We start from the raw sequence: 20,222 nt of genomic DNA on the forward strand, positions 1-20,222 counted from the left end.
GAGTTCACCCGCGAACACCGGCGCAGCCGGTGCCAGGCACCGAGTCGCCTGGTCGCGGGCAAACCCGCGTCTGCACTGCGGTATCCGGCGATACTCGAATATGATTCCCAAGGAGGCTCCATGTCCCTCACAGGCAACCTGCTGATCGGCCAGACGCCGGTAACCGGCAGCCGCGCAGCCATCCGTGCCATCGACCCGGCCAGCGGCCAGGCGCTGGAGCCGGCCTATCTCGGCGGCAGCGGCGAACACGTGGCCCTGGCTTGCGAACTGGCCTGGACCGCGTTCGATGCCTACCGCGAAACCTCGCTCGAACAACGGGCACAGTTCCTCGAAAGCATCGCCACGCAGATCGAAGCGCTGGGCGATGCGCTGATTGACCGCGCCGTGGCTGAAACCGGCCTGCCCGAGGCACGCATCCAGGGCGAACGTGGCCGCACCTGCACCCAGCTGCGCACTTTCGCCCGCGTGGTACGCGCCGGTGAATGGTTGGACGTACGGGTCGACAAGGCCCTGCCCGAGCGCCAGCCCCTGCCCCGTGCCGACCTGCGCCAACGCCAGATAGCCCTGGGGCCGGTGGCGGTGTTCGGCGCCAGCAATTTCCCCCTGGCCTTCTCGGTAGCCGGCGGCGATACCGCCTCGGCCCTGGCCGCCGGCTGCCCGGTGGTGGTCAAGGCCCATGGCGCGCACCCGGGCACCAGCGAGCTGGTCGGCCAGGCGGTGGCCCGCGCGGTGCAGCAGTGCGGCCTGCCAGCCGGCGTGTTTTCACTGTTGTACGGCTCCGGTCGGGAAGTGGGCATCGCCCTGGTCAGCGACCCGCGGATCAAGGCAGTTGGCTTTACCGGCTCGCGCAGCGGTGGCATCGCGCTGTGCCAGGCCGCGCAGGCGCGCCCGGAACCGATCCCGGTATACGCCGAAATGAGCTCGATCAACCCGGTGTTCCTGTTCGACGCCGCCCTGCAGGCGCGCGCCGAGGTGCTGGCGCAAGGCTTCGTCGCCTCGCTGACCCAGGGCGCCGGCCAGTTCTGCACCAACCCGGGCCTGGTGATCGCCCGCCAGGGGCCGGCATTGCAACGCTTCATCACAGCTGCTGGCGAGCAGCTTGCCCAGGTTACTGCGCAAACCATGCTTACCCCCGGCATCTTCGCTGCCTACCAGGCCGGCGTCGCTGCCCTGGCGGCCAACGCCAATGCCCAAGTCGCCGCCACTGGCCAGGCCGGGCGAGGCCCCAACCAGTGCCAGGCGCAGTTGTTCGTCACCCAGGCCGAAGCGTTCCTCGCCGACCCGGCGTTGCAGGCCGAAGTGTTCGGCGCCGCATCGTTGGTGGTGGCTTGTGCCAGCGACGACCAGGTCCGCCTGGTTGCCGAGCACCTGGAAGGCCAGCTGACCGCCACCCTGCACCTGGACGATGGCGACATCGACAGCGCCCGCAAACTGTTGCCAACTCTCGAGCGCAAGGCCGGGCGCCTGTTGGTCAATGGCTGGCCGACCGGCGTCGAGGTGTGCGATGCGATGGTTCACGGCGGGCCCTTCCCGGCCACCTCCGATGCCCGCAGCACCTCGGTGGGCACGGCAGCGATCCTGCGCTTCCTGCGCCCGGTGTGCTACCAGGACTTCCCTGATGCCCTGCTGCCGCAGGCGCTGAAGCAGGATAACCCGCTGCACTTGCGGCGCCTGCTCGACGGTAAACGGGAAAGCTGAGCATGCTCGATAACCGTGAAAGCGATATCGCCGTGGTCGGCGCCGGCATTGTCGGAGTCGCCTGCGCCCTGCAACTGGCCCGCCAAGGGCGCCGGGTCATGCTGATCGACCGCCAGGCACCCGGCCACGGCGCGTCCTACGGCAATGCCGGGCACCTGGCTACCGAGCAGGTGTTCCCGATTGCCGACCTGTCGATCCTCAAGCGCCTGCCACGCATGCTGCTGGACCCGATGGGCCCGCTGCGCCTGGACTGGAAGTACCTGCCCAGGGCCATGCCCTGGTTCACCCGGCTGCTGCTCAACCTGCGCCCGGCGCCGTACCAGCGCAGCGTGGCCGGTATCCGCCGGTTGAACGAAGGCAGCCTGGGCGCCTGGCAGCGGCTGCTGGGCTCGATCGGGCGCAGCGCGCTGTTCCGCGAAGATGGCTCGTTGCTGGTGTTCGAGCGGCCCGAATCGCGCGCGGCACTGGAGGCCCTGCGCGCGCGCATGCAACAGCAGGCGGTGGCGGTGGACTTCTGGTCGGCGCAAAGCCTGCGCGCAGCGGCCCCCCAGCTCAGTTCATCGCTGCTGGGCGGGCTGTTCTTTCCGCGTACCGGGCACTTCATCGACCCTTACCGGGTTGTGTGCGAGCTGTTCGAAGCAGCCAAGACCAGTGGCGTGCGTTTTGTCCAGGCGCAAGTCGAGGGTGGCCAGTTGCACAGCGGCGGGGTCAGCCTGGCCAGCGACCAGGGCGCACTCAGTGCGCGCCAGGTGTTGATCAGCTGTGGGGCGCATTCTGCCCGGCTGACCGGCGCGCTGACCGGCAAGCGCGTACCGCTGGATACCGAGCGCGGCTACCACCTGATGCTGCCGGGCGAGCAGCAGCGCTTGCCATTTGCGGTCACCTCCCTGGAGCGCAAGTTCATCATGACGCCCATGGCCGAGGGCTTGCGCCTGGCGGGCACAGTCGAGTTCGCCGGGCTGGAGGCACCCCCGAGCATGCAGCGGGCCTGGCAGTTGCACCGCTTGAGCAAGGGCTTGTTCCAGCGCGAGTTGAATGCCGAAGGGGCAACCCCGTGGATGGGTTTTCGGCCTTCGTTGCCAGACTCGTTGCCAGTGATCGACCGGGTATGCGATGGGCGGGTGCTGCTGGCGTTCGGGCACCAGCACCTGGGGCTGACCCAGGCGGCGCTGACGGCGGAATGGGTGGGGCGCTTGGCTGACAGGGACAGTGGGGCAGATATGGCGGCTTACCGGCTGGACAGGTTTTAGCCTGTGCTGGCCGCTTCGCGGGTAAACCCGCTCCCACAGGGATTGCACAAGCCTTGAGGGCAGTGGAGATCCTGTGGGAGCGGGTTTACCCGCGAATGGGCTGCAAAGCAGCCCCTTTATGCCTCAGCGATAACGCTCAAGCCAGTGCGCGTAAGGCGCAGGCAAGGTCCAGGAGGCTTTATCCACCCCGAGTTCCTTGGCCGCAAAGTAGGCCCAGTGCGGGTCGGCCAGATGCGCCCGCCCTACCGACACCAGGTCCAGCTGGTTGGCCTGCAGCGCCGCTTCCGCCAGTTGCGGCGTACCGAAGCCCCACGCCGACGTCACCGGCAGCTTCGCCTCACGGCGCACGCGCTCGGCAATCGGGCCCATGAACGCCGGGCCCCACGGAATGTGGGTCTCGGGAATGGTGAAGCCGACGCTCACGCTCAGCAGGTCGAGGCCGCCGGCCTTGAAGCGGCGCGCCAGCTCGATCGATTCTTCCAGGGTCTGCTCATCGCGGCCATCGTATTCCAGCACCCCGAAGCGCGCGGTCAGCGGCAGGTTCTCCGGCCACACTTCGCGCACTGCCGCCAGGGTTTCCAGAAGGAAGCGGCTGCGGTTGTCGAAACTGCCACCGTAGGCATCGGTGCGCTTGTTGGAATGTTCGGAGAAGAAGCTCTGCCCCAGGTAACCATGGGCAAAGTGCAGCTCGATCCACTCGAAACCGGCATCACGCGCACGCCGTGCAGCATCGACAAAGTCCTGCTTGACCCGGGCGATGTCGTCCAGGGTCATCTCACGTGGCACTTTCGGCAGGTGCGCGCCAAAGGCAATGGCAGACGGGGCGATGGTTTCCCAGCCGCGGGCGTCGTCGGCGGCAATGTGGTCGTCACCTTCCCACGGGCGGTTGGCGCTGGCCTTGCGCCCGGCGTGGGCAATCTGGATGCCCGGTACGGCACCGGCGGCCTTGATCGCCTGCACCACCGGCACGAAGGCCTGGGCGTGGGCATCGCTCCAGATACCAGCACAACCGGGGGTGATGCGCCCTTCCGGCGCCACCGCAGTGGCTTCGACCACCAGCAGGCCGGCACCGCCCCGGGCCAGGCTGGCCAGGTGCACATGGTGCCAATCGTTGATCATGCCGTCCTCGGCCATGTACTGACACATCGGCGGAATGGCGATGCGGTTGCGCAGGGTGACGTCCTTGAGGGTGTAGGGTTCGAACAAAGCGGACATGGTAATCTCCCGGGCTATGTAATTACGCTTGTTCGATTCTAATCGAACTATGGCAATTAATGATAGCCCCGTTATCATGATGCCCATGCGAGCCTATCAACATCCCAATTCCGAAGACCTGACCTTGGAACGCCTGCTCTATGCCCTGAGCGACCCGGTGCGCCTTGGCATCGTGCGCCACCTGGCGGGCGTGGCCGAAGCCAGCTGCGGCGAGCTGGACGGCGGCCGGCCGAAGTCGAGCATGTCCCACCACTTTCGCGTGCTGCGGGATGCGGGGCTGGTGCATACCCGCAATGTCGGCACCACCCACATGAATTCGCTGCGCAGCGAGATGCTGGCACAGCGCTTCCCCGGGCTGTTGGACTGCATCCTGCGCCAGTGCTGATTTTTCCTGTTCGGTCCTCTTCGCAGGCTTGCCGTGAAGAGGACCGAACAGGCAACAAAAAAGCCACGAGGTTTCCCCCGTGGCTTGTTTCACAACGCTGGCCGCTTACAGCGCCATGTCGTTCTCAGGCTTGCTTTCCGCCGGCTGGCTCGGTGCAACCGTGGTGCCGACGCTGGCGTCGATCACCGGTGGTTTCTCCAGTTGCAGCACTTCTGCGGTGTAGTTCCACTCTTTCTGCGTGGCCGCTGCCGAGTCGTTCAGCTTGGTGCCGTAGCTGGGCACGATCTGCTTGATCTTGGCCTGCCACTCAGGGGTAGCGACCTTCTCCTTGAACACGGTTTCCAGCACGTTCAGCATGATCGGCGCAGCGGTCGAAGCACCTGGCGAAGCGCCCAGCAGGCCGGCAATGGTGCGGTCTTCCGAGGCAACCACTTCGGTGCCCAGCTTCAGCACACCGCCCTTGTCTGCGTCACGCTTGATGATCTGCACGCGCTGGCCAGCCTGCCACAGCTTCCAGTCTTCCTTCTTGGCGTTCGGGAAGTAGGTGCGCAGGGCTTCGAAGCGGTCATCGTCAGACAGCATCAGCTGGCCAGCGAGGTACTCGACCAGCGGGTACTGGTCGATACCGACCTTGGTCATCGGCCACACGTTGTGCGGGGTGGTGGTGCTCAGCAGGTCCAGGTACGAGCCGTTCTTCAGGAACTTGGTCGAGAAGGTGGCGAATGGGCCAAACAGGATCACCCGCTTGCCGTCCAGCACACGGGTGTCCAGGTGCGGTACCGACATGGGTGGCGCGCCGGTCGAGGCGATGCCGTAGGCCTTGGCCATGTGCTGCATGGCGATGGTCGGGTTCTCGGTCACCAGGAACGAGCCTCCCACCGGGAAGCCTGCATATTCCTTGGCTTCAGGAATGCCCGACTTCTGCAGCAGCTTGAGTGCGCCACCGCCGGCACCGATGAACAGGAACTTGGCGTCGGTGGCCGACTCGGTACCGTCCTTCAGGTTCTTGTACTCGACGTGCCAGGAGCCGTCCTTGTTGCGGGTGATGTCCTGCACTTCGCTGGACAGCTTCAGGTCGAAGTTGTCCTGGGTTTTCAGGTGGCCGACGAACTGGCGGGTGATCTCGCCGAAGTTGACGTCGGTGCCGATCGGCGTCCAGGTCACGGCCAGCTTCTGGTTCGGGTCGCGGCCTTCCATCATCAGCGGCACCCACTTGGCGATCTGCGCGTGATCCTCGGAGTACTGCATCGGGCGGAACAGCGGGCTGGCCTGCAGCGCGTCGTAACGCTTCTTGAGGAACTTGATGTTGTCATCGCCCCATACGAAGCTCATGTGCGGGGTGGTGTTGATGAACGAGTGCGGGTTCTTCAGCACGCCCTGGCGCACTTGCCAGGCCCAGAACTGGCGGGAGATCTGGAAGGCTTCGTTGATTTCGATGGCCTTGCTGATGTTGACGTTGCCGTCCTTGTCTTCCGGGGTGTAGTTCAGCTCGGCCAGCGCGGAGTGGCCGGTACCGGCGTTGTTCCAGCCGTTGGAGCTTTCTTCGGCCACGCCGTCCAGGCGCTCGACCATTTCCATCGACCAGCTTGGCTCCAGCTCGTGCAGCCACACGGCCAGGGTGGAGCTCATGATGCCGCCGCCGACCAGCAGCACGTCTACTTTCTTGGTTTCTGCGGCGTACGCGTGCATGCAGCTTGCAGCGACTGCCAGGCCCAGCAAGGTCTTGCCAGCTTTCTTGAACATTGATCAATTCCAGTCAGGAGAACGGAGGGCGGGCCTGTGGCTGGCCCAGGTGACGCGTGTTCTTCAGCGCAGGCTTGTTGTGTTCATTATTCAGCAGCCAGAGAACCAGAAAACGACCCGGCCTTTTGTCGAATTGACCGACAGCGCTGAATCGTTTTTCTGGATTGTAACCGAATTGCCAGCACAAACAAATTGCCGCCCGGCGCGTCAACGCGGCGGGTTGCCCCAGTGACGGATTGCCGCGCCGGAAAACAAAAACCCCCGGCCATGTGCATGACCGGGGGCCTTGGATCACGCCGCAAGCGTCGCGATCAGGGTACCGCCAAGATTACTGCTGCTGAGGCAGTTTATCGATCGGGCCGCAGCCACCGATGATCTTGGAGATGGAAACCGAAGGGTGGAACAGGTAGTCGTAGCTGCAGTTTTTCGGCTGGTTGTAAACCTGGCCAGTGCAACCCGACAGCAGGGCAACACCCGAAACGACAGCAACGGCTACGGTAGCCTTGAACAGCTTTTTCATACTAAATCCTTTATATGAATCATCTTCGGCCATCATTCTGATGGCGCGCGGATCATACAGAACCCGAGCATTGGATCCAAGTCGCAATGTGCACTGTTGTAGGAGCGGCCTTGTGCCGCGATGGGCCGCCAAGCGGCCCCTGCCCTACAACTGAAGCTCAGAATAATCCCCTTCCATGTAGGCAATTTCCCAAACATACTGCCAAACCGCTCAAACTGTTGCGACGGATTAAGTCGCCCTCTAGTCTCGGCTTGTCGTTGCGAATTCAACGACCGGCTTTGACAGGCCGACAATTTCCCGCACACGTGCACTGTTTATGGCGGCTGTACGTGGGGCACCTCGTGTGCGCCGAGTTACTCCGGGATCCTCGGTCTGTCAACCCATGTACAGCTGCCACCCTCTTGTTTGACAGCAAGTTCGCGGCGGCTCCAATGATCCTGGAGATGTGTATGCGCAAGATGGTCCCCGATCCACCCCACTCCCTCGACTCCACCCAGGCGCTGCAAGACACCCTGGTCCAATCCTCAGAGTACGTACTCTGCGCGCTGTTCGTCGCTCGCCAGTCCGTGCAACTCAAACCTGCTGCGCCAAGTTCGATCGTGATGCAGGCCGTTATCCATGAAATGGAGGCGGTACAGGGCCTGGTCGAGACGGCATTGATGCAATTGCAGATGCAGGCCCATTTGCCGGCTGAGCCGCGAACGTTGCACTAGCAGGCCTGGCCTCTTCGCGGGCACGCCCGCTCCCACGGGGGTAATCACTGCACTCGAGTACTGCGCCGTACCTGTGGGAGCGGGCGCGCCCGCGAAGAGGCCGGACCAGACACTCAAGATTCCAGGGAAAAAAACAATGCCCACCGACGACACAAAGCAACCCACCACAGCCGGCAAGACCTGCTTCTACCAAGGCGAAAACAACACCCACCCGCTGTTTCGCATCGCACCCGGCATCCCCTGCCAGGACGCCCGCGAACAGGCCTCCGAACTAATGGGCTATGTCCGCGACCTCACCATCACCGGCCTGATGGACGGCGACCAGAAATTGATCTGGGCTTCGCATTACCTGAGTGCGATGGCGAAGGCGCTGCTGGATGATGCCGAATTGGGGATGATGAAAAAGTAAGACATAGACAAAGCCCCTGGAGAGGTGAACATTCAGGGGTCCCATCTATCGCATTCGATGCCATGTAGTGATTGAGAATGATCAAAATTTGATCAATACTCCCGAAAACCAGCAAAATGCCATCATTTTAGGGTACATTGCCGAAACCGGACCACCAAACAGAAGGGACACCATGGATTTGAAAAGCCGTATAGACCAGGCCTTTGCAGACCGAGAAGCACGCCTCAATGGCATAGAGCTGGAAAAGCAACGTGCAAAAGAACAAGCAGATCGGGTACGTAATGCAGCCTTAGAGCTTGTCCGCACTACGGTGGAACCAGTTCTTAGGGAATTTGAAAAACTTATATCCGAAAAAGGGTATGAAGTTTCTGTTAGCGTTAGCCTGGAAACAGTCGCCCCAAGAGTTAATATGAGGCTGCTAATTCCATCCCAGAACCGATCCGCAAGCTGGCCAGCATCAGAGCTAACGATAGTGGTAGGGGAAACCGCCGGAATCACTTGGGAAATCTGGGGTCCTAAAGGCAGACAGGATACCCCCGTGCATATTCCCAAAGGCGTTGCATTAGAGGTTGCCAATCGGGAATGGATTGAAAGGCACACGATGCAATTTGTTAGCAAAGTGACTGCAACCTGAGACTCAAAAATCCGTTAGACCGTGTGTGGTGTATCTCCCACATGTACTACGAGGCCTCCAATGTGAGGCCGCTCTATCTAATTTGACCAGTGTCGAGTTACGGTTGCTATACCTAAACTCAAATCCGACGCGACTTGGGTATATATGCACCCCAAAGCCTTCAAGTTTTGAACCTTTTCTGTAGTTGCAGTTGCAATTGGGCGGCCCAATTTTCCCCCTTCAGCCTTGGCACGTATTACCCCTACTGGATAGGTTCAATCAGTAGGTCTCATTCGAACTTTGGGGGTTCAGAAAAAAAGACGGGAAGCCCATAGCTAAACCTCAATCGAATGGTTACTGCTATGAATGGTCCTTTCGCACTGACGATGGGAAGATATCGCTGTTGTGTGTGTGTGTGTAGTTTGAAGATATGGGCTTCGATAACCAAGGGCGTGTTTGCAAAAGTGCAAAGCGAAATGCTGAGATTTATTCGTCAAGGCGATACCGTTCACGTTCATTCCATTGACAGACTGGCACGATCACTGGAAGACCTGTTGAAGCTGGTGAAGGATTTGTACAATAAAATGATCGGCATACAATTCCATAACGAACAATTGTTGTTCACTGGAAAGCTAACCCTATGCAAAAGTTATTGCTGTCGCTATTGGGCAGTGTTACCCAGTTTGAGCGCACAATGGTCAAGGCACGTTAGCGGGAAGGAATAAAAGGCTAAGGAATCAGGCGTATGCAAGGTCGTAAAAAGACTGTGGATGACACTGCTATACGGATGGCAATGCAAGCTGAAGGGGCATCGTTCCGCAAGGTGACGAAGGCATTGAATACGTCAGCAGCGTGCAAAGGTCCATGAAGCCGAAATACATGCGTACCGATACGTGAAAATCCGAAAACCCAATTAATGCTTAATTTACCTCCCTTTTTAGGGGGAGGATTTTTTACCATTACATTGAGTTTGCAACCACATTTCAGTCAATCAAAAAATTACTTTCAAGACAACAACTATATAACAGTACGTTTGGAAACTCCCCGCCATAACCCAGGGAGCCCCAAACATCAAGAACACATTATTACTGCCAATGCTTTTCAAATACAATAATCTTAGATATTTTCAGATGACGTTAGTCACTCCCCTTGGTGAAACCGAACATCTTAGAACCTTGATCAACAAAGTAATCATGGGTAAAAGAAATGATATCAACGTAGTCCGAGTAGACGATATGAAGCTGGTTACTATAGTGCTCGGACCTAGGGAAAACCCTCCAATGAGCAGGCTCCCCAGGGAACGTTTCAATTTCACCATCACTTCGAAGCACAATGATCTTGTCACTCATTTCAAGTACAGTGCCAAATGGAGCTGTACCGGTTGCTATCGGTTCTTCATTGATCTGCAGAGCCTTCTCACCTTTTCTCTCAAACTTAGCATTACTACCGGCAAAACTTTTTGTGCCGGCATAGTTCAGGACCGATATCACACCATCTGATATCTTATATATTTTCTCACGACTCCCCCAAAAGCTTTCAGGACGACCGCTTTCACTTTCACCAAAAATTTCTTCTTGGTCTATCACGCGATCGAATACTCTAAATTTTTTGTTTGACCCAGGATCACGTTCTTCTCGAAAGCTCGCCATGAAGCCATGATCTTGGCTCCAACCCATCACGCTTTGAAAAGCCCAATCACAGGCGTTGCAAGCATTCGTAGCTAACTGGCGTCCATCGCCAAGGATTTTTCCAGCACTTTGGTTTGTAAAGCGGGGAACGTTGAAATCAAACAATCCGTCTGCTCCAGCGGCCGTCGCTAAGGCACTGAATCGGTCGGAGGCTTTTACCTGAAAGACACTGGCGTCATGATGTTTATTGAGCTCGGACTTTTTAGATTTCCCGGTTGCAGTTCTGGGGAACGAGAACAAACCTTCTTCCCCTCCCGCAAAAAACTGGTTGTAATAGACTTCCGTATCAGTAGGAAGAAAATCAAACGGACTGTCACTAGTAGTCCAATAATCTTTAGATTGAAGCCTATCGGCAGCCTCAAGCGAAAAATCCGCAAGTGAGAAAAGCTGTGACTTTATTGGCGCTTCAACGTGCGGATCACGAAGTATCTTTCTCACCTTAGGATTGTAAAATAGATCGCTGTCGGAGAAAGCTACACGTATTGCTGTTTGCATAGCTAAATTTTCAAGCGCAACCCTATCTATGAAGGCGCCCCAGTCTACCCGATGTAACTCACCCTCATCCCCAAGCAGCAATAACTCCCCCGAGTATATTTGGGAGTCCCAGAATGAACCTGGTATTCTGATTTTCACAGAGCGCATTTTTTACCCCTAACAATACGGGCCATTTGCACTTTTGATATGTACCCCCCCTCCTTCCATACACTTAGTATGGATTGTGCAGGCCTGTCCCAGGGGGAAATCCAATGGGCTACTGGATAACCGTGCCAGTTCATATGGGAATCGCCCACAAATTTGGCAAAGTGAGCGTTGCAGCTATCGGGCGGGGGAGCGATACCAAGCGGCAGGATGGAACCCCCATCAACCTTGAGACCCCAGTAGCAATCATTTGCGAACCAATGAGCGCTGGTTGCATCCTCGAAACAGGTTATTTCGTCGTTCAACGGCACAGTCCATTGGGACTTGATCCCGGCAAAGGCTCTGCTGCGATGCTGTGGATTAGGGGTGTACGGCAAGGTTCCCTCCTAGCTATGGTTCGCTCTAAACACGACGGCAAGCTTGGCGCTTTTGATCGTGTAATGTCAACGTACCATTAGAAGAGCCCAATTTTTCGTATGAACCCCACAGGCATACTAGCTTCGCCGAAGTCATGCGAAGGGTAGGTAACCACCGGATGACTGAATGCATGGTCTGGGAAAAGGGCTAAAGGGACTACGTGGCGCCACTTTATTGGGATGCTTGTCCCGTCCTGAGTAAGGTTTACACCTCCCATCCCGAGTTTCCGGAGAGTCAGATGGAGCAAGGTGTAAAGCGCACACAGCGTGATTACTCACTGTCTTTTAAATTGGCGGTGGTTGATCAGATCGAAAAAGGCGAGATGACCTACGGCCAGGCCCAGGAGCGGTATGGCATTCAGGGCCGATCAACGGTTCTGGTATGGTTGCGTAAGCATGGTCGGCAGGACTGGAGCCAAGGGGCTTCTGCCCGAGCCAAGAGGAGCTGCGCGATGTCTGACTCCAAACCGCTCACTCCAGAGCAGCGGATCAAAGAGCTTGAGCAGCAGCTTGAGCTGATGAGCCAAAAGGCCCAGTTCTTTGAGACGGTAGTTGGTGTTCTGAAAAATGACTATGGTGTCTCGGTCGTAAAAAAGCGATCCGGCAAGTCCTCTCGCAAGGCCAAGTCGCAGGACTGAGCATTGCCAGGGCTTGTCAGTTTCTAGGCATTAGTCGTCAGGCTTACTACAAGCGCAACCGAGCTGCTGATGGCAAAGAGCTCCGATCAAAAAACGTCCCAATATTTTGAAGCCTGGCTGCGAATTTACGTACAACGCCTACGTAGAATGCAGAAATGAAAAAGCCCCGTAGACCTTGATCTACGGGGCTTTTCGATGGATGGCGGAGAGATAGGGATTTGAACCCTAGGTACTGTTGCCAGTACAACGGATTTCGAATCCGTCCCGTTCGACCACTCCGGCATCTCTCCAATGCCGCGCATCATACCAGCGTTCTTTTGAAACGCAAACCTTTTTTTCAAAAAAATCGCGTGGTATCAGGCGCTTGCGTGAACGTAGCGCTTACAGCGGCACGCCCAGGCGCTTGGCAACTTCTTCGTAGGCTTCGATCACGTCGCCCAGGCCCTGGCGGAAGCGGTCCTTGTCCATCTTCTTGCGGGTTTCCTTGTCCCACAGGCGGCAGCCGTCCGGGCTGAACTCGTCGCCCAGCACGATCTGGCCGTGGAATACACCGAACTCCAGCTTGAAGTCGACCAGCAGCAGGCCGGCGTCATCGAACAGCTTGCTCAGCACTTCGTTGACCTTCAGCGACAGCTTTTTCATTTCCGCCAGTTGCTCGGCGGTGCCCCAGCCGAACGCGACAACGTGGGATTCGTTGATGAAGGGGTCGCCCTTCTCGTCGTTCTTCAGGAACAGCTCGAAGGTGGACGGCTCCAGCTTGATGCCCTCCTCCACGCCCAGGCGCTTGACCAGGCTGCCGGCGGCGTAGTTGCGCACCACGCACTCGACCGGGATCATGTCCAGCTTCTTCACCAGGCATTCGTTGTCGCCCAGCAGCTTGTCGAACTGGGTCGGCACGCCGGCTTCTTCCAGTTTCTGCATGATGAAGGCGTTGAACTTGTTGTTCACCATGCCCTTGCGGTCGAGCTGTTCGATGCGCTTGCCGTCGAATGCCGACGTGTCGTTGCGGAACAGCAGGATCAAGCGGTCGGCGTCGTCGGTCTTGTAAACCGATTTGGCCTTGCCGCGGTAGAGTTCGTCGCGTTTTTCCATGATTGGGCTCCGCTTGCTTGAGGTGTTGGGCTAGGCGATTTCACGCCAGTCGAGCCCGTGTTCCTGATTCGCCACCTGGAGCCAGTCCGGGTCGCACCCGAGGGTGTCGACAAAGCACTGGCGCGCCAGATGTGGCAGGTTGTTCTTGCTGCTGAGGTGGGCCAGCACCAGGTGTTGCAGGTTGCTCCAGCCCAACTCGTGCACCAGGCGCGCGGCCTGGTGATTGTTCAAATGCCCTTGCATGCCACCCACCCGCCGCTTCAGGAAGGCCGGGTAGTGCCCGCGTGCCAGCAGGTCGCTGCAGTGGTTGGCCTCGATCAACAGTGCGTCCAGCCCTTGGTAGCGCTCCAGCAGCCGCGTGTCGTACGAGCCCAGGTCGGTCAGCATGCCGAAGCGCCGCTGGCCATCGCTGACCACGTACTGCAGCGGCTCGTAGGCATCGTGCTCGACCCGCGCCGCAGTTACTTCCAGGCTGCCGATCGGCAGGCTTTCGCCGCAAGCGAGAAAACCGGCCACCTCCACCGGTTTGCGCATGCCGCGCAAAGTCCCTTGGCTGAGGTAGACCGGTACATTGTAGCGCCGCGACAGCAAGCCGACCCCATGCACGTGGTCGGCATGTTCGTGGGTGACCAATACCGCACTGAGCTGGGCCGCCGACACGCCGAGCAGCGCCAGGCGCCGCTCGGTCTCGCGCAGGGAAAAGCCGCAATCGACCAGGATGAACGTGTCACCACTGGCGATCAGCGTGCCGTTTCCCTGGCTGCCGCTTCCGAGTACCGCGAAGCGCACTTAGCCCAGGTGATCCTGGATGGCGCTGAGCACGCGGCGGGCAACATCGGCCGGGGCCACGGTGTTGATGTTCTTCTCGACCGTGACCTGTACGCTCTCACCGACCTTGCTCAGGCGTACCTGATAACGCTCGGCACGGGCTTCACGCTCTTCCTTGGTCGGTTCGCTGCCAAACATGCGGCCGAAGAAACCAGGCTCGTTCTGCTTGTCTTCCGGTTTTTCCGACAGGTTGATGTAGTACAGGCCCAGGCTGCGGTTGATGTCCTCGACGCGCCATTCGCCGCCCTGCTCCAGGGCACGGCCCACGCTGGACCAGGCGCGGTCCAGGTCGGCACCCAGGTACAGCACCGGGTTGCCACTGCCGTCTTCGCTCAGGCTGACGCGGCTGGGTGCATCGAAGTCGCGCGCGGCCAGCAGCGATACCGAACCGCCCTTCTCGGCGCTGCGGTTCATGCTGGCGAGCATCTCGTCGACCAGCAGGGCATCGGCCCCGGTATTGCTGGAGGTAGCCGGGAAGTCAGGCTCGGCAGTGCTGCCGGCCGGGCGCTCGACGCTGACCACGTACACTTCGGAGGTGTTGCGCTGCACGCCAGGCTCCATGCGAACGCGCACGCGCACTTCGCTGTCACTGCTGCTGGCCGTGCTGGCCAGGCGCTGGCCGAGGGAGGCCGAGAGTTCATCGAAACGCTGCCAGGTGGTGTTGAACTCACCGGTCTGCGGGCGCTCTTCGGCGATGCGGAAGCCGTTGTCCTCGAAGAACTGACGCGCCACCGGCCACACTTCGGCCGGCGAGTGCTGGGCCAGCACCCAGCGGCTGCTGCCGCTGCGCTGCAGGCTGTAGTCGGTGACCTGGGCGGCGCCACCGGTCAACGGTTGCGGGCGCGGCACTTCGAACTCGCCAGTGGCGTTGTCGTCGGCAACGTTACGCGGAATCGGCAGCAGCGGGTCAAGGCGCTTGACGTTGCTGGCGTCCGGCGGCAGCTGCATCGGCGCGGTCGGGTGCGCCTGCAGGTAATCGCTGCCGCGGTCGCGGAAATAGCCATCCTCGCCCCACAGCCAGCCACACCCACTGGTGCTGGAGATGATCAGGGCAAGGGCGGAAAGACCAGCCAGTCGCTTCATGCGGTGTACTTCCTCTTAAACCAGTACGCCGGACTGGCGCAAGGCAGTACGGACTTTTTCGTGGCAGCCTTCGCTCAGCCAGGTCAGTGGCAGGCGAATGCCCTTGTGCATCAGGCCCATTTCGACGAGCGCCCATTTCACCGGGATCGGGTTGGACTCGCAGAACAGGTCTTTGTGCAGCGGCATGAGTTGTTCGTTGATTGCGCGGGCCTTCTCGGCATTGCCCGCAAGGGCGGCCTCGCACAGGTCGGCCATTTCGCGCGGGGCGACGTTGGCGGTAACGGAAATGTTGCCCTTGCCGCCCATCAGGATCAGCTCGACGGCGGTCGGGTCGTCGCCGGACAGGACGATGAAGTCGCTGTCGACGCCATCGAGGATGGCCTTGGCGCGGGCCAGGTCGCCGGTGGCTTCCTTGATGCCGATGATGTTCTTGACCTTCGACAGGCGGATCACGGTCTCGGCCTGCATGTCGCAGGAGGTGCGGCCGGGTACGTTGTAGAGGATCTGCGGGATGTCGACGGCTTCGGCAATGTGCTTGAAGTGCTGGTACAGGCCTTCCTGGGTCGGCTTGTTGTAGTACGGCACGACCAGCAGGCAGGCATCGGCACCGGCGCTCTTGGCGTTCTGGGTCAGGTGCACGGCTTCGGCAGTGGAGTTGGCACCAGTGCCGGCAATGACCGGGACGCGGCGGCTGCTGCGCTTGACGCGCTCGACCACGTGCTTGATGACCAGGATGTGCTCTTCGACATCCAGCGTGGCCGACTCGCCGGTGGTGCCGACAGCGACGATCGCGTGGGTGCCGTTTTCCAGGTGGAAGTCTACAAGTTTGTCGAGGCTGTCCCAGTCAAGACGCCCTTGTGCATCCATGGGAGTGACCAACGCCACCATACTGCCCGCAATCATGTAACTGCTCCTGCCGGAAAAAGAGAGCGGTAATGGTACTGGGGGCATCGGCCTTGCACAAGCGAAGCAGGCGGGCGGAGCATTCCCCTCGGCGCCTTATTTCGCTACCCTTGATGCTTTGATCGGTGCAGCGCGGCCCGCCGGGCCGTCGACCTTGCTCCCCGCCAGCGTCCACGACCTCGCATGCGAGCCCAGGGCCCTGCCGACAGGAGGCTTTCGCCCGTCCTGTGCCGACCGCTCATCGCTTTAGGAATGCTGCATGTCCACCCCCACCGTCCGCGAACAATTCCTTGTCATCAGTGCCCTGGGCCCGAACCCCATGGAACTGGCCAACGTCCTCAGCCGCGCTGCGTTCGAGAACCGCTGCGCGGTGGTCACCTCGCGCCTGAGCCGCCATGGCGAGACCAGCGCCCTGGTACTGCAGGTGGGCGGCAGCTGGGATGCCCTGGCACGCCTCGAAGCCATGCTGCCGGGCCTGGGCAAGAAGCATGGCCTGACCCTGGACGTGGTGCGCAGCGCCGACCAGGAAGTGCGCCCGCAGGCGCTGCCCTACGTGGCCTATGTCAGCGCCGCCTACCGCCCGGACATCATCAACGAGTTGTGCCAGTTCTTCCTCGACCACCGCGTCGAGCTGGAAGCCATGACCTGCGACACCTACCTGGCACCGCAAACCGGCAGCAGCATGCTCAACGCCCAGTTCACCGTGATCCTGCCGGCCGGCACCCAGATCAGCTGGCTGCGTGACCAGTTCCTGGACTTCGCCGACGCGCTGAACCTGGACGCGCTGATCGAGCCCTGGCGCCCACAGAACCCCATGTAAGGAGCCACCATGGCCGTAGCACTCGACCAACCGGTCGCCGATTTCCAGGCCCAGGCTACCAGCGGGCAAGCCGTGAGCCTGAGCGAACTCAAGGGCCGCCAGGTGGTGGTGTACTTCTACCCGAAGGACAGCACGCCAGGCTGCACCACCGAAGGCCAGGGTTTCCGTGACCAGCATGACGCCTTTGCCGCGGCCAACACCGTGGTGTTCGGCGTGTCGCGCGACGGCATCAAGTCGCACGAGAACTTCAAGGCCAAGCAAGGCTTCCCGTTCGAGCTGATCAGCGACAAGGACGAAGCGCTGTGCCAGCTGTTCGACGTGATCAAGCTGAAGAAGCTGTATGGCAAGGAATACCTGGGCGTTGACCGCAGCACCTTCCTGATCGACAAGGACGGTGTACTGCGCCAGGAATGGCGCGGGGTGAAGGTGCCGGGGCATGTGGATGCCGTGTTGGCTGCTGCCCAGGCCTTGAACAAGGCTTGAAATTGCTGTGGGCTGCTTTGCAGCCCTTCGCGGGCACGCCCGCTCCCACAGAAATCGAGCCGGAACCTGTGGCAGCGGGCGTGCCCGCGAAGGGCCGCAAAGCGGCCCCGATTACATCAAAGCATCGGCGAAACACTCGGCTCCTGCCGCGGCCAGGCATCCAGCACGGCCTTGATCAAGGTCGCCAGCGGGATCGCGAAGAAGATCCCCCAGAACCCCCACAGCCCGCCAAACAGCAGTACCGCGCAAATGATCGCCACCGGGTGCAGGCTCACCGCCTCGGAGAACAGCAGCGGTACCAGCACGTTGCCGTCCAGCGCCTGGATGATCGCGTACACCGTCATCAGGTAGATGAACTGGTCACCCCAGCCCCACTGGAACAACGCTATCAGCGTTACCGGCACGGTCACCACCACCGCACCCACGTACGGCACCACCACCGACAGCCCTACCAGCAGGGCCAGCAGCGCGGCGTAGTTGAGCCCGAGGCTGATGAAGGCGATATAGGTGGCAATGCCGCAAATCAGGATCTCGATGCCCTTGCCGCGGATATAGTTGGCGATCTGCCGGTTCATCTCGCTGCCCACGCGGTTCAGCAGGGTGCGCTGGCGTGGTAGGTAGCCGCTGACCCAGCGGCCGATCAGTTCGCGGTCCTTGAGGAAGAAAAACACCAGGATCGGCACCAGCACCAGGTAGATCATGGCGTTGACAAGCAGCGGCAGGCTGGACAGCGAGAAGGTGAGTGCCCATTGGCCGAACTTGCCGATCTCCCCGCGCACCGACTCGATGGCGTGCAGCACCTGCTCGTCCGACACCAGGTGCGGGTAACGTTCGGGCAACAGCAACAGCAACGACTGCCACTTGCCGAGCATGCCCGGCAACTCGTTGAACAGGGTGATCAACTGATGCCACAGCAGCGGCACCAGCACCAGCATGAACACCGCCAGCGCACCGATGAACAGGGCGAACACCAACATCACCGCCAACCGGCTCGGTACCCGCAGGCGCTCCAGGGCATTGACCAGCCCCTGCATGAGGAACGCCAGCACCATGCCCGCCAGCACCGGCGCGAGCATGCCACCCAGGGTCAGTACTGCAGTGAAAGCCAGGAACAGCAAGACCGCCAGCACCACCGCTTCCTCATCCGAGAAGTAGCGCTGCATCCAGTCGCGAAGCACTTTGAACATTGACGATCCTTGGAAAGACTCAGGCCTTGCGCAGCCAGTAAGTGTAGGTGCCAGCCTCGGCCGTCTCCTGCAGCAGGGTATGACCGGCCAGGCGGGCGAAAGTGCGGAAGTCGCGCTGTGAACCGGCGTCGGTGGCGATTACCTTGAGCACCGCGCCGCTGGCCAGGCGGTTGAGTTCCATCTTGGCCTTCAGCAGCGGCAACGGGCAATTCAGCCCACTGGCGTCCAGCTCGGCGTCACAGGTCAGGGTGTCACTCATTACGGGGCTCTCCAAAGGCATCGCCAGGCTGCTTCTCGATCAGGTCGGCTAGGATAGCGCCACTGGTCGCCAACGTGTGAGCCCGCTACAGTAGGTATCTTTGACCGACGCGAGTTTCATGCATGAATCTACTGCGCCCTACCCTGCTGACGCTGGCCTGCCTGATGGCCCTCCCCGGCCATGCTGACGACCTGCCATCACTGGGCGACGCCAGTTCCGCGATCGTTTCACCACAACAGGAGCACCAGCTTGGCCGTGCCTGGCTGAGCCTGCTGCGTGGCCAGGTCAACCAGCTGAACGATCCGCAGCTCAAGGATTATGTCGAAACCAGCGTGTACCGGTTGGCCGAGACCAGCCAGTTACAGGACCGGCGCCTGGAATTCATCCTCATCGACAGCCGTGAACTGAACGCCTTCGCTGCCCCGGGCGGCATTGTCGGGGTCAACGGCGGGCTGTTTCTCAACGCCCAGACCGAAGGCGAGTACGCCTCGGTACTGGCCCACGAGCTGGCGCACTTGTCGCAACGCCACTTCGCCCGTGGCGTCGAGGCCCAGCAGCGCATGCAGCTGCCGATGATGGCGGCGTTGCTGGCTGGTATCGTGCTGGCGGCCGGCGGCGGTGGCGATGCCGGTATCGGCGTGATCGCCGGTACCCAGGCGGCGGCGATCCAGGAACAGCGCCGCTTCTCGCGGCAGAACGAACAGGAAGCCGACCGCATCGGCATCCAGAACCTGGAAAAGGCCGGTTACGACCCGCGCAACATGCCGACCATGTTCGAGCGCCTGGCGCGGCAGTACCGCTATGACGCCAAGCCGCCGGAATTCCTGCTGACCCACCCGGTGACCGAGTCGCGTATCGCCGACACCCGCAACCGTGCCGAGCAGGCACCCAAGGGCGGCGTCGAGGACAGCATGCGCTACCAGCTGATCCGCGCCCGGGTGGCACTGACCTACGAAGGCACCCCGGGGCTGGCGGCCAAGCGTTTCCGCGCCCAGCTCGACGAAGACCCGAAGCTGGACGCCGCGCGCTACGGCCTGGCCCTGGCGCAGATCAAGGGCGGCCAGCTCAACGAAGCGCGTGAGCTACTCAAGCCACTGCTGGCCAAGGCGCCCAACGACATCACCTACAACCTGGCGCAAATCGACCTGGACATCACCAATAACCGCCTGGCCGATGCCCAGCAGCGGGCCGAGCGCATGCAGGGGCTGTACCCGGGCAACTACCCGCTGAAGCAGGTACGTGCCGACCTGCTGGTGAAGCAGAACAAGCCAGCCGAGGCCGAAAAGGTGCTGGACGAACTGGTGAAGAGCCGCCCGGATGACCCGGACGTGTGGTACGACATGGCCGAAGTGCGCGGTTTGTCGGGCAATACCATCGGCTTGCACCGGGCGCGGGCGGAATACTTCACGCTGGTGGGGGATTTTGACCAGGCGATCCAGCAGCTGGACTATGCCAAGCGCCGGGCTGGCGGCAACTTCCCGCTGGCAGCGCAGATTGACCAGCGCCAGCGCGAGATCATGGAACAGCAGCGCATGGTTCGGGAGATGATGGGGCGCTGAGGGCGATTCGCGGGCCCGCCCGCTCCCACAGGTACTGCACCGCTTGTAAGGGCGGTGCAGTACCTGTGGGAGCGGGCGGGC

Annotated in this window: 21 protein-coding genes, 1 tRNA gene and 1 pseudogene; 12 read left to right on the plus strand and 11 right to left on the minus strand. The window is 60.6% G+C overall.

Annotation, left to right across the window (positions count from 1 at the left end; translation table 11 throughout):
* Window positions 1–120: 120 nt before the first annotated feature.
* Complete coding sequence (locus tag QSV36_RS07885) at window positions 121–1,698, plus strand: aldehyde dehydrogenase (NADP(+)) (RefSeq protein ID WP_289131089.1); 1,578 nt, start codon at window positions 121–123, stop codon at window positions 1,696–1,698.
* Window positions 1,699–1,700: 2 nt separating this feature from the next.
* Window positions 1,701–2,948, plus strand: coding sequence for an NAD(P)/FAD-dependent oxidoreductase (locus QSV36_RS07890; RefSeq protein WP_289131090.1), 1,248 nt, complete (start codon window positions 1,701–1,703; stop codon window positions 2,946–2,948).
* A 123-nt stretch (window positions 2,949–3,071) separates the two neighbouring features.
* Here QSV36_RS07890 and xenA read toward each other — a convergent pair whose 3' ends face one another.
* Window positions 3,072–4,163: a xenobiotic reductase XenA gene (gene xenA / locus QSV36_RS07895; protein ID WP_289131091.1), complete on the minus strand. Its 1,092-nt coding sequence runs from the start codon at window positions 4,161–4,163 to the stop codon at window positions 3,072–3,074.
* A 49-nt stretch (window positions 4,164–4,212) separates the two neighbouring features.
* On the opposite strand from xenA, the gene QSV36_RS07900 reads away from it, so the two are divergent.
* Window positions 4,213–4,548 (plus strand): ArsR/SmtB family transcription factor, encoded by a 336-nt coding sequence (locus QSV36_RS07900; protein ID WP_289131092.1) that lies wholly within the window; start codon window positions 4,213–4,215, stop codon window positions 4,546–4,548.
* A gap of 105 nt (window positions 4,549–4,653) precedes the next feature.
* Here QSV36_RS07900 and mqo read toward each other — a convergent pair whose 3' ends face one another.
* A complete protein-coding gene (gene mqo, locus QSV36_RS07905; RefSeq protein ID WP_289131093.1) occupies window positions 4,654–6,291 on the minus strand; it encodes a malate dehydrogenase (quinone) in 1,638 nt (545 codons plus the stop codon).
* Between mqo and QSV36_RS07910 the strand changes: the two genes are divergently transcribed.
* Window positions 6,284–6,523 carry a hypothetical protein gene (locus QSV36_RS07910; protein ID WP_225778848.1) on the plus strand — a complete coding sequence of 80 codons (240 nt, stop codon included), beginning with the start codon at window positions 6,284–6,286 and terminating at the stop codon, window positions 6,521–6,523. The genes mqo and QSV36_RS07910 overlap by 8 nt on opposite strands.
* Window positions 6,524–6,619: 96 nt before the next feature.
* On the opposite strand, the gene QSV36_RS07915 is transcribed toward QSV36_RS07910, so the two are convergent.
* Window positions 6,620–6,811, minus strand: coding sequence for a YhfL family protein (locus QSV36_RS07915; RefSeq protein ID WP_046616491.1), 192 nt, complete (start codon window positions 6,809–6,811; stop codon window positions 6,620–6,622).
* Between the two features lie 449 nt (window positions 6,812–7,260).
* Between QSV36_RS07915 and QSV36_RS07920 the strand changes: the two genes are divergently transcribed.
* The 4 genes from QSV36_RS07920 (at window position 7,261) to QSV36_RS25900 (ending at window position 9,271) form a co-directional block, all read left to right on the plus strand.
* Window positions 7,261–7,524, plus strand: coding sequence for a hypothetical protein (locus QSV36_RS07920; protein ID WP_289131094.1), 264 nt, complete (start codon window positions 7,261–7,263; stop codon window positions 7,522–7,524).
* Window positions 7,525–7,660: 136 nt separating this feature from the next.
* Window positions 7,661–7,933 (plus strand): DUF3077 domain-containing protein, encoded by a 273-nt coding sequence (locus QSV36_RS07925; RefSeq protein ID WP_289131095.1) that lies wholly within the window; start codon window positions 7,661–7,663, stop codon window positions 7,931–7,933.
* A 67-nt stretch (window positions 7,934–8,000) separates the two neighbouring features.
* Window positions 8,001–8,567, plus strand: coding sequence for a hypothetical protein (locus QSV36_RS07930; protein WP_289131096.1), 567 nt, complete (start codon window positions 8,001–8,003; stop codon window positions 8,565–8,567).
* Between the two features lie 455 nt (window positions 8,568–9,022).
* Complete coding sequence (locus QSV36_RS25900; RefSeq protein ID WP_353853223.1) at window positions 9,023–9,271, plus strand: recombinase family protein; 249 nt, start codon at window positions 9,023–9,025, stop codon at window positions 9,269–9,271.
* Between the two features lie 411 nt (window positions 9,272–9,682).
* Here the strand turns inward: QSV36_RS25900 and QSV36_RS07940 are convergent, their stop codons facing one another.
* Complete coding sequence (locus QSV36_RS07940; RefSeq protein ID WP_289131097.1) at window positions 9,683–10,876, minus strand: hypothetical protein; 1,194 nt, start codon at window positions 10,874–10,876, stop codon at window positions 9,683–9,685.
* Between the two features lie 652 nt (window positions 10,877–11,528).
* Here QSV36_RS07940 and QSV36_RS07945 point away from each other — a divergent pair.
* Window positions 11,529–12,034, plus strand: a pseudogene (locus QSV36_RS07945) (IS3 family transposase); the annotation flags it as partial.
* A 93-nt stretch (window positions 12,035–12,127) separates the two neighbouring features.
* On the opposite strand, the gene QSV36_RS07950 reads toward QSV36_RS07945, so the two are convergent.
* The 5 genes from QSV36_RS07950 to dapA form a co-directional block, all read right to left on the minus strand.
* Window positions 12,128–12,217, minus strand: a tRNA-Ser gene (locus QSV36_RS07950).
* Window positions 12,218–12,308: 91 nt separating this feature from the next.
* On the minus strand, window positions 12,309–13,019 hold the full coding sequence (gene purC, locus QSV36_RS07955; protein ID WP_004375217.1) for a phosphoribosylaminoimidazolesuccinocarboxamide synthase: 711 nt from the start codon (window positions 13,017–13,019) through the stop codon (window positions 12,309–12,311).
* Between the two features lie 30 nt (window positions 13,020–13,049).
* Window positions 13,050–13,808: an MBL fold metallo-hydrolase gene (locus tag QSV36_RS07960; protein WP_289131098.1), complete on the minus strand. Its 759-nt coding sequence runs from the start codon at window positions 13,806–13,808 to the stop codon at window positions 13,050–13,052.
* Entirely contained in the window at window positions 13,809–14,930 is a 1,122-nt protein-coding gene (gene bamC, locus QSV36_RS07965) for an NlpB/DapX family lipoprotein (RefSeq protein ID WP_289131099.1), read from the minus strand.
* 15 nt (window positions 14,931–14,945) lie between these two features.
* A complete protein-coding gene (gene dapA / locus QSV36_RS07970) occupies window positions 14,946–15,833 on the minus strand; it encodes a 4-hydroxy-tetrahydrodipicolinate synthase (RefSeq protein WP_289131100.1) in 888 nt (295 codons plus the stop codon).
* Window positions 15,834–16,092: 259 nt separating this feature from the next.
* Here dapA and QSV36_RS07975 point away from each other — a divergent pair, with 259 nt between their 5' ends.
* Both QSV36_RS07975 and QSV36_RS07980 read left to right on the plus strand, forming a co-directional pair.
* Window positions 16,093–16,653 (plus strand): glycine cleavage system transcriptional repressor, encoded by a 561-nt coding sequence (locus QSV36_RS07975; RefSeq protein ID WP_013973793.1) that lies wholly within the window; start codon window positions 16,093–16,095, stop codon window positions 16,651–16,653.
* A 9-nt stretch (window positions 16,654–16,662) separates the two neighbouring features.
* Window positions 16,663–17,136, plus strand: coding sequence for a peroxiredoxin (locus tag QSV36_RS07980; protein ID WP_289131101.1), 474 nt, complete (start codon window positions 16,663–16,665; stop codon window positions 17,134–17,136).
* A gap of 116 nt (window positions 17,137–17,252) precedes the next feature.
* Here the strand turns inward: QSV36_RS07980 and QSV36_RS07985 are convergent, their stop codons facing one another.
* On the minus strand, window positions 17,253–18,323 hold the full coding sequence (locus QSV36_RS07985) for an AI-2E family transporter (RefSeq protein ID WP_289131102.1): 1,071 nt from the start codon (window positions 18,321–18,323) through the stop codon (window positions 17,253–17,255).
* A gap of 19 nt (window positions 18,324–18,342) precedes the next feature.
* Complete coding sequence (locus QSV36_RS07990) at window positions 18,343–18,582, minus strand: sulfurtransferase TusA family protein (protein ID WP_225778857.1); 240 nt, start codon at window positions 18,580–18,582, stop codon at window positions 18,343–18,345.
* A 122-nt stretch (window positions 18,583–18,704) separates the two neighbouring features.
* Here QSV36_RS07990 and QSV36_RS07995 point away from each other — a divergent pair, with 122 nt between their 5' ends.
* A complete protein-coding gene (locus QSV36_RS07995; RefSeq protein WP_289131103.1) occupies window positions 18,705–20,141 on the plus strand; it encodes a M48 family metalloprotease in 1,437 nt (478 codons plus the stop codon).
* Window positions 20,142–20,222: the final 81 nt, after the last annotated feature.

The organism is Pseudomonas sp. BCRC 81390, from assembly GCF_030341915.1.
In the GTDB taxonomy this organism is placed as follows: Bacteria; Pseudomonadota; Gammaproteobacteria; order Pseudomonadales; family Pseudomonadaceae; genus Aquipseudomonas.

Bases quoted from the DNA above. Each gene is read 5' to 3' on its own strand.
- QSV36_RS07925 (WP_289131095.1), top strand. From the start codon at position 7,661: ATGCCCACCGACGACACAAAGCAACCCACCACAGCCGGCAAGACCTGC.
- xenA (WP_289131091.1), bottom strand. From the start codon at position 4,163: ATGTCCGCTTTGTTCGAACCCTACACCCTCAAGGACGTCACCCTGCGC.
- QSV36_RS07995 (WP_289131103.1), top strand. From the start codon at position 18,705: ATGAATCTACTGCGCCCTACCCTGCTGACGCTGGCCTGCCTGATGGCC.
- QSV36_RS07915 (WP_046616491.1), bottom strand. From the start codon at position 6,811: ATGAAAAAGCTGTTCAAGGCTACCGTAGCCGTTGCTGTCGTTTCGGGT.
- QSV36_RS07980 (WP_289131101.1), top strand. From the start codon at position 16,663: ATGGCCGTAGCACTCGACCAACCGGTCGCCGATTTCCAGGCCCAGGCT.
- QSV36_RS07940 (WP_289131097.1), bottom strand. From the start codon at position 10,876: ATGCGCTCTGTGAAAATCAGAATACCAGGTTCATTCTGGGACTCCCAA.
- QSV36_RS07885 (WP_289131089.1), top strand. From the start codon at position 121: ATGTCCCTCACAGGCAACCTGCTGATCGGCCAGACGCCGGTAACCGGC.
- mqo (WP_289131093.1), bottom strand. From the start codon at position 6,291: ATGTTCAAGAAAGCTGGCAAGACCTTGCTGGGCCTGGCAGTCGCTGCA.
- QSV36_RS07920 (WP_289131094.1), top strand. From the start codon at position 7,261: ATGCGCAAGATGGTCCCCGATCCACCCCACTCCCTCGACTCCACCCAG.
- QSV36_RS07900 (WP_289131092.1), top strand. From the start codon at position 4,213: ATGGCAATTAATGATAGCCCCGTTATCATGATGCCCATGCGAGCCTAT.
- QSV36_RS07890 (WP_289131090.1), top strand. From the start codon at position 1,701: ATGCTCGATAACCGTGAAAGCGATATCGCCGTGGTCGGCGCCGGCATT.
- purC (WP_004375217.1), bottom strand. From the start codon at position 13,019: ATGGAAAAACGCGACGAACTCTACCGCGGCAAGGCCAAATCGGTTTAC.
- QSV36_RS07975 (WP_013973793.1), top strand. From the start codon at position 16,093: ATGTCCACCCCCACCGTCCGCGAACAATTCCTTGTCATCAGTGCCCTG.
- bamC (WP_289131099.1), bottom strand. From the start codon at position 14,930: ATGAAGCGACTGGCTGGTCTTTCCGCCCTTGCCCTGATCATCTCCAGC.
- dapA (WP_289131100.1), bottom strand. From the start codon at position 15,833: ATGATTGCGGGCAGTATGGTGGCGTTGGTCACTCCCATGGATGCACAA.
- QSV36_RS25900 (WP_353853223.1), top strand. From the start codon at position 9,023: ATGCTGAGATTTATTCGTCAAGGCGATACCGTTCACGTTCATTCCATT.
- QSV36_RS07985 (WP_289131102.1), bottom strand. From the start codon at position 18,323: ATGTTCAAAGTGCTTCGCGACTGGATGCAGCGCTACTTCTCGGATGAG.
- QSV36_RS07990 (WP_225778857.1), bottom strand. From the start codon at position 18,582: ATGAGTGACACCCTGACCTGTGACGCCGAGCTGGACGCCAGTGGGCTG.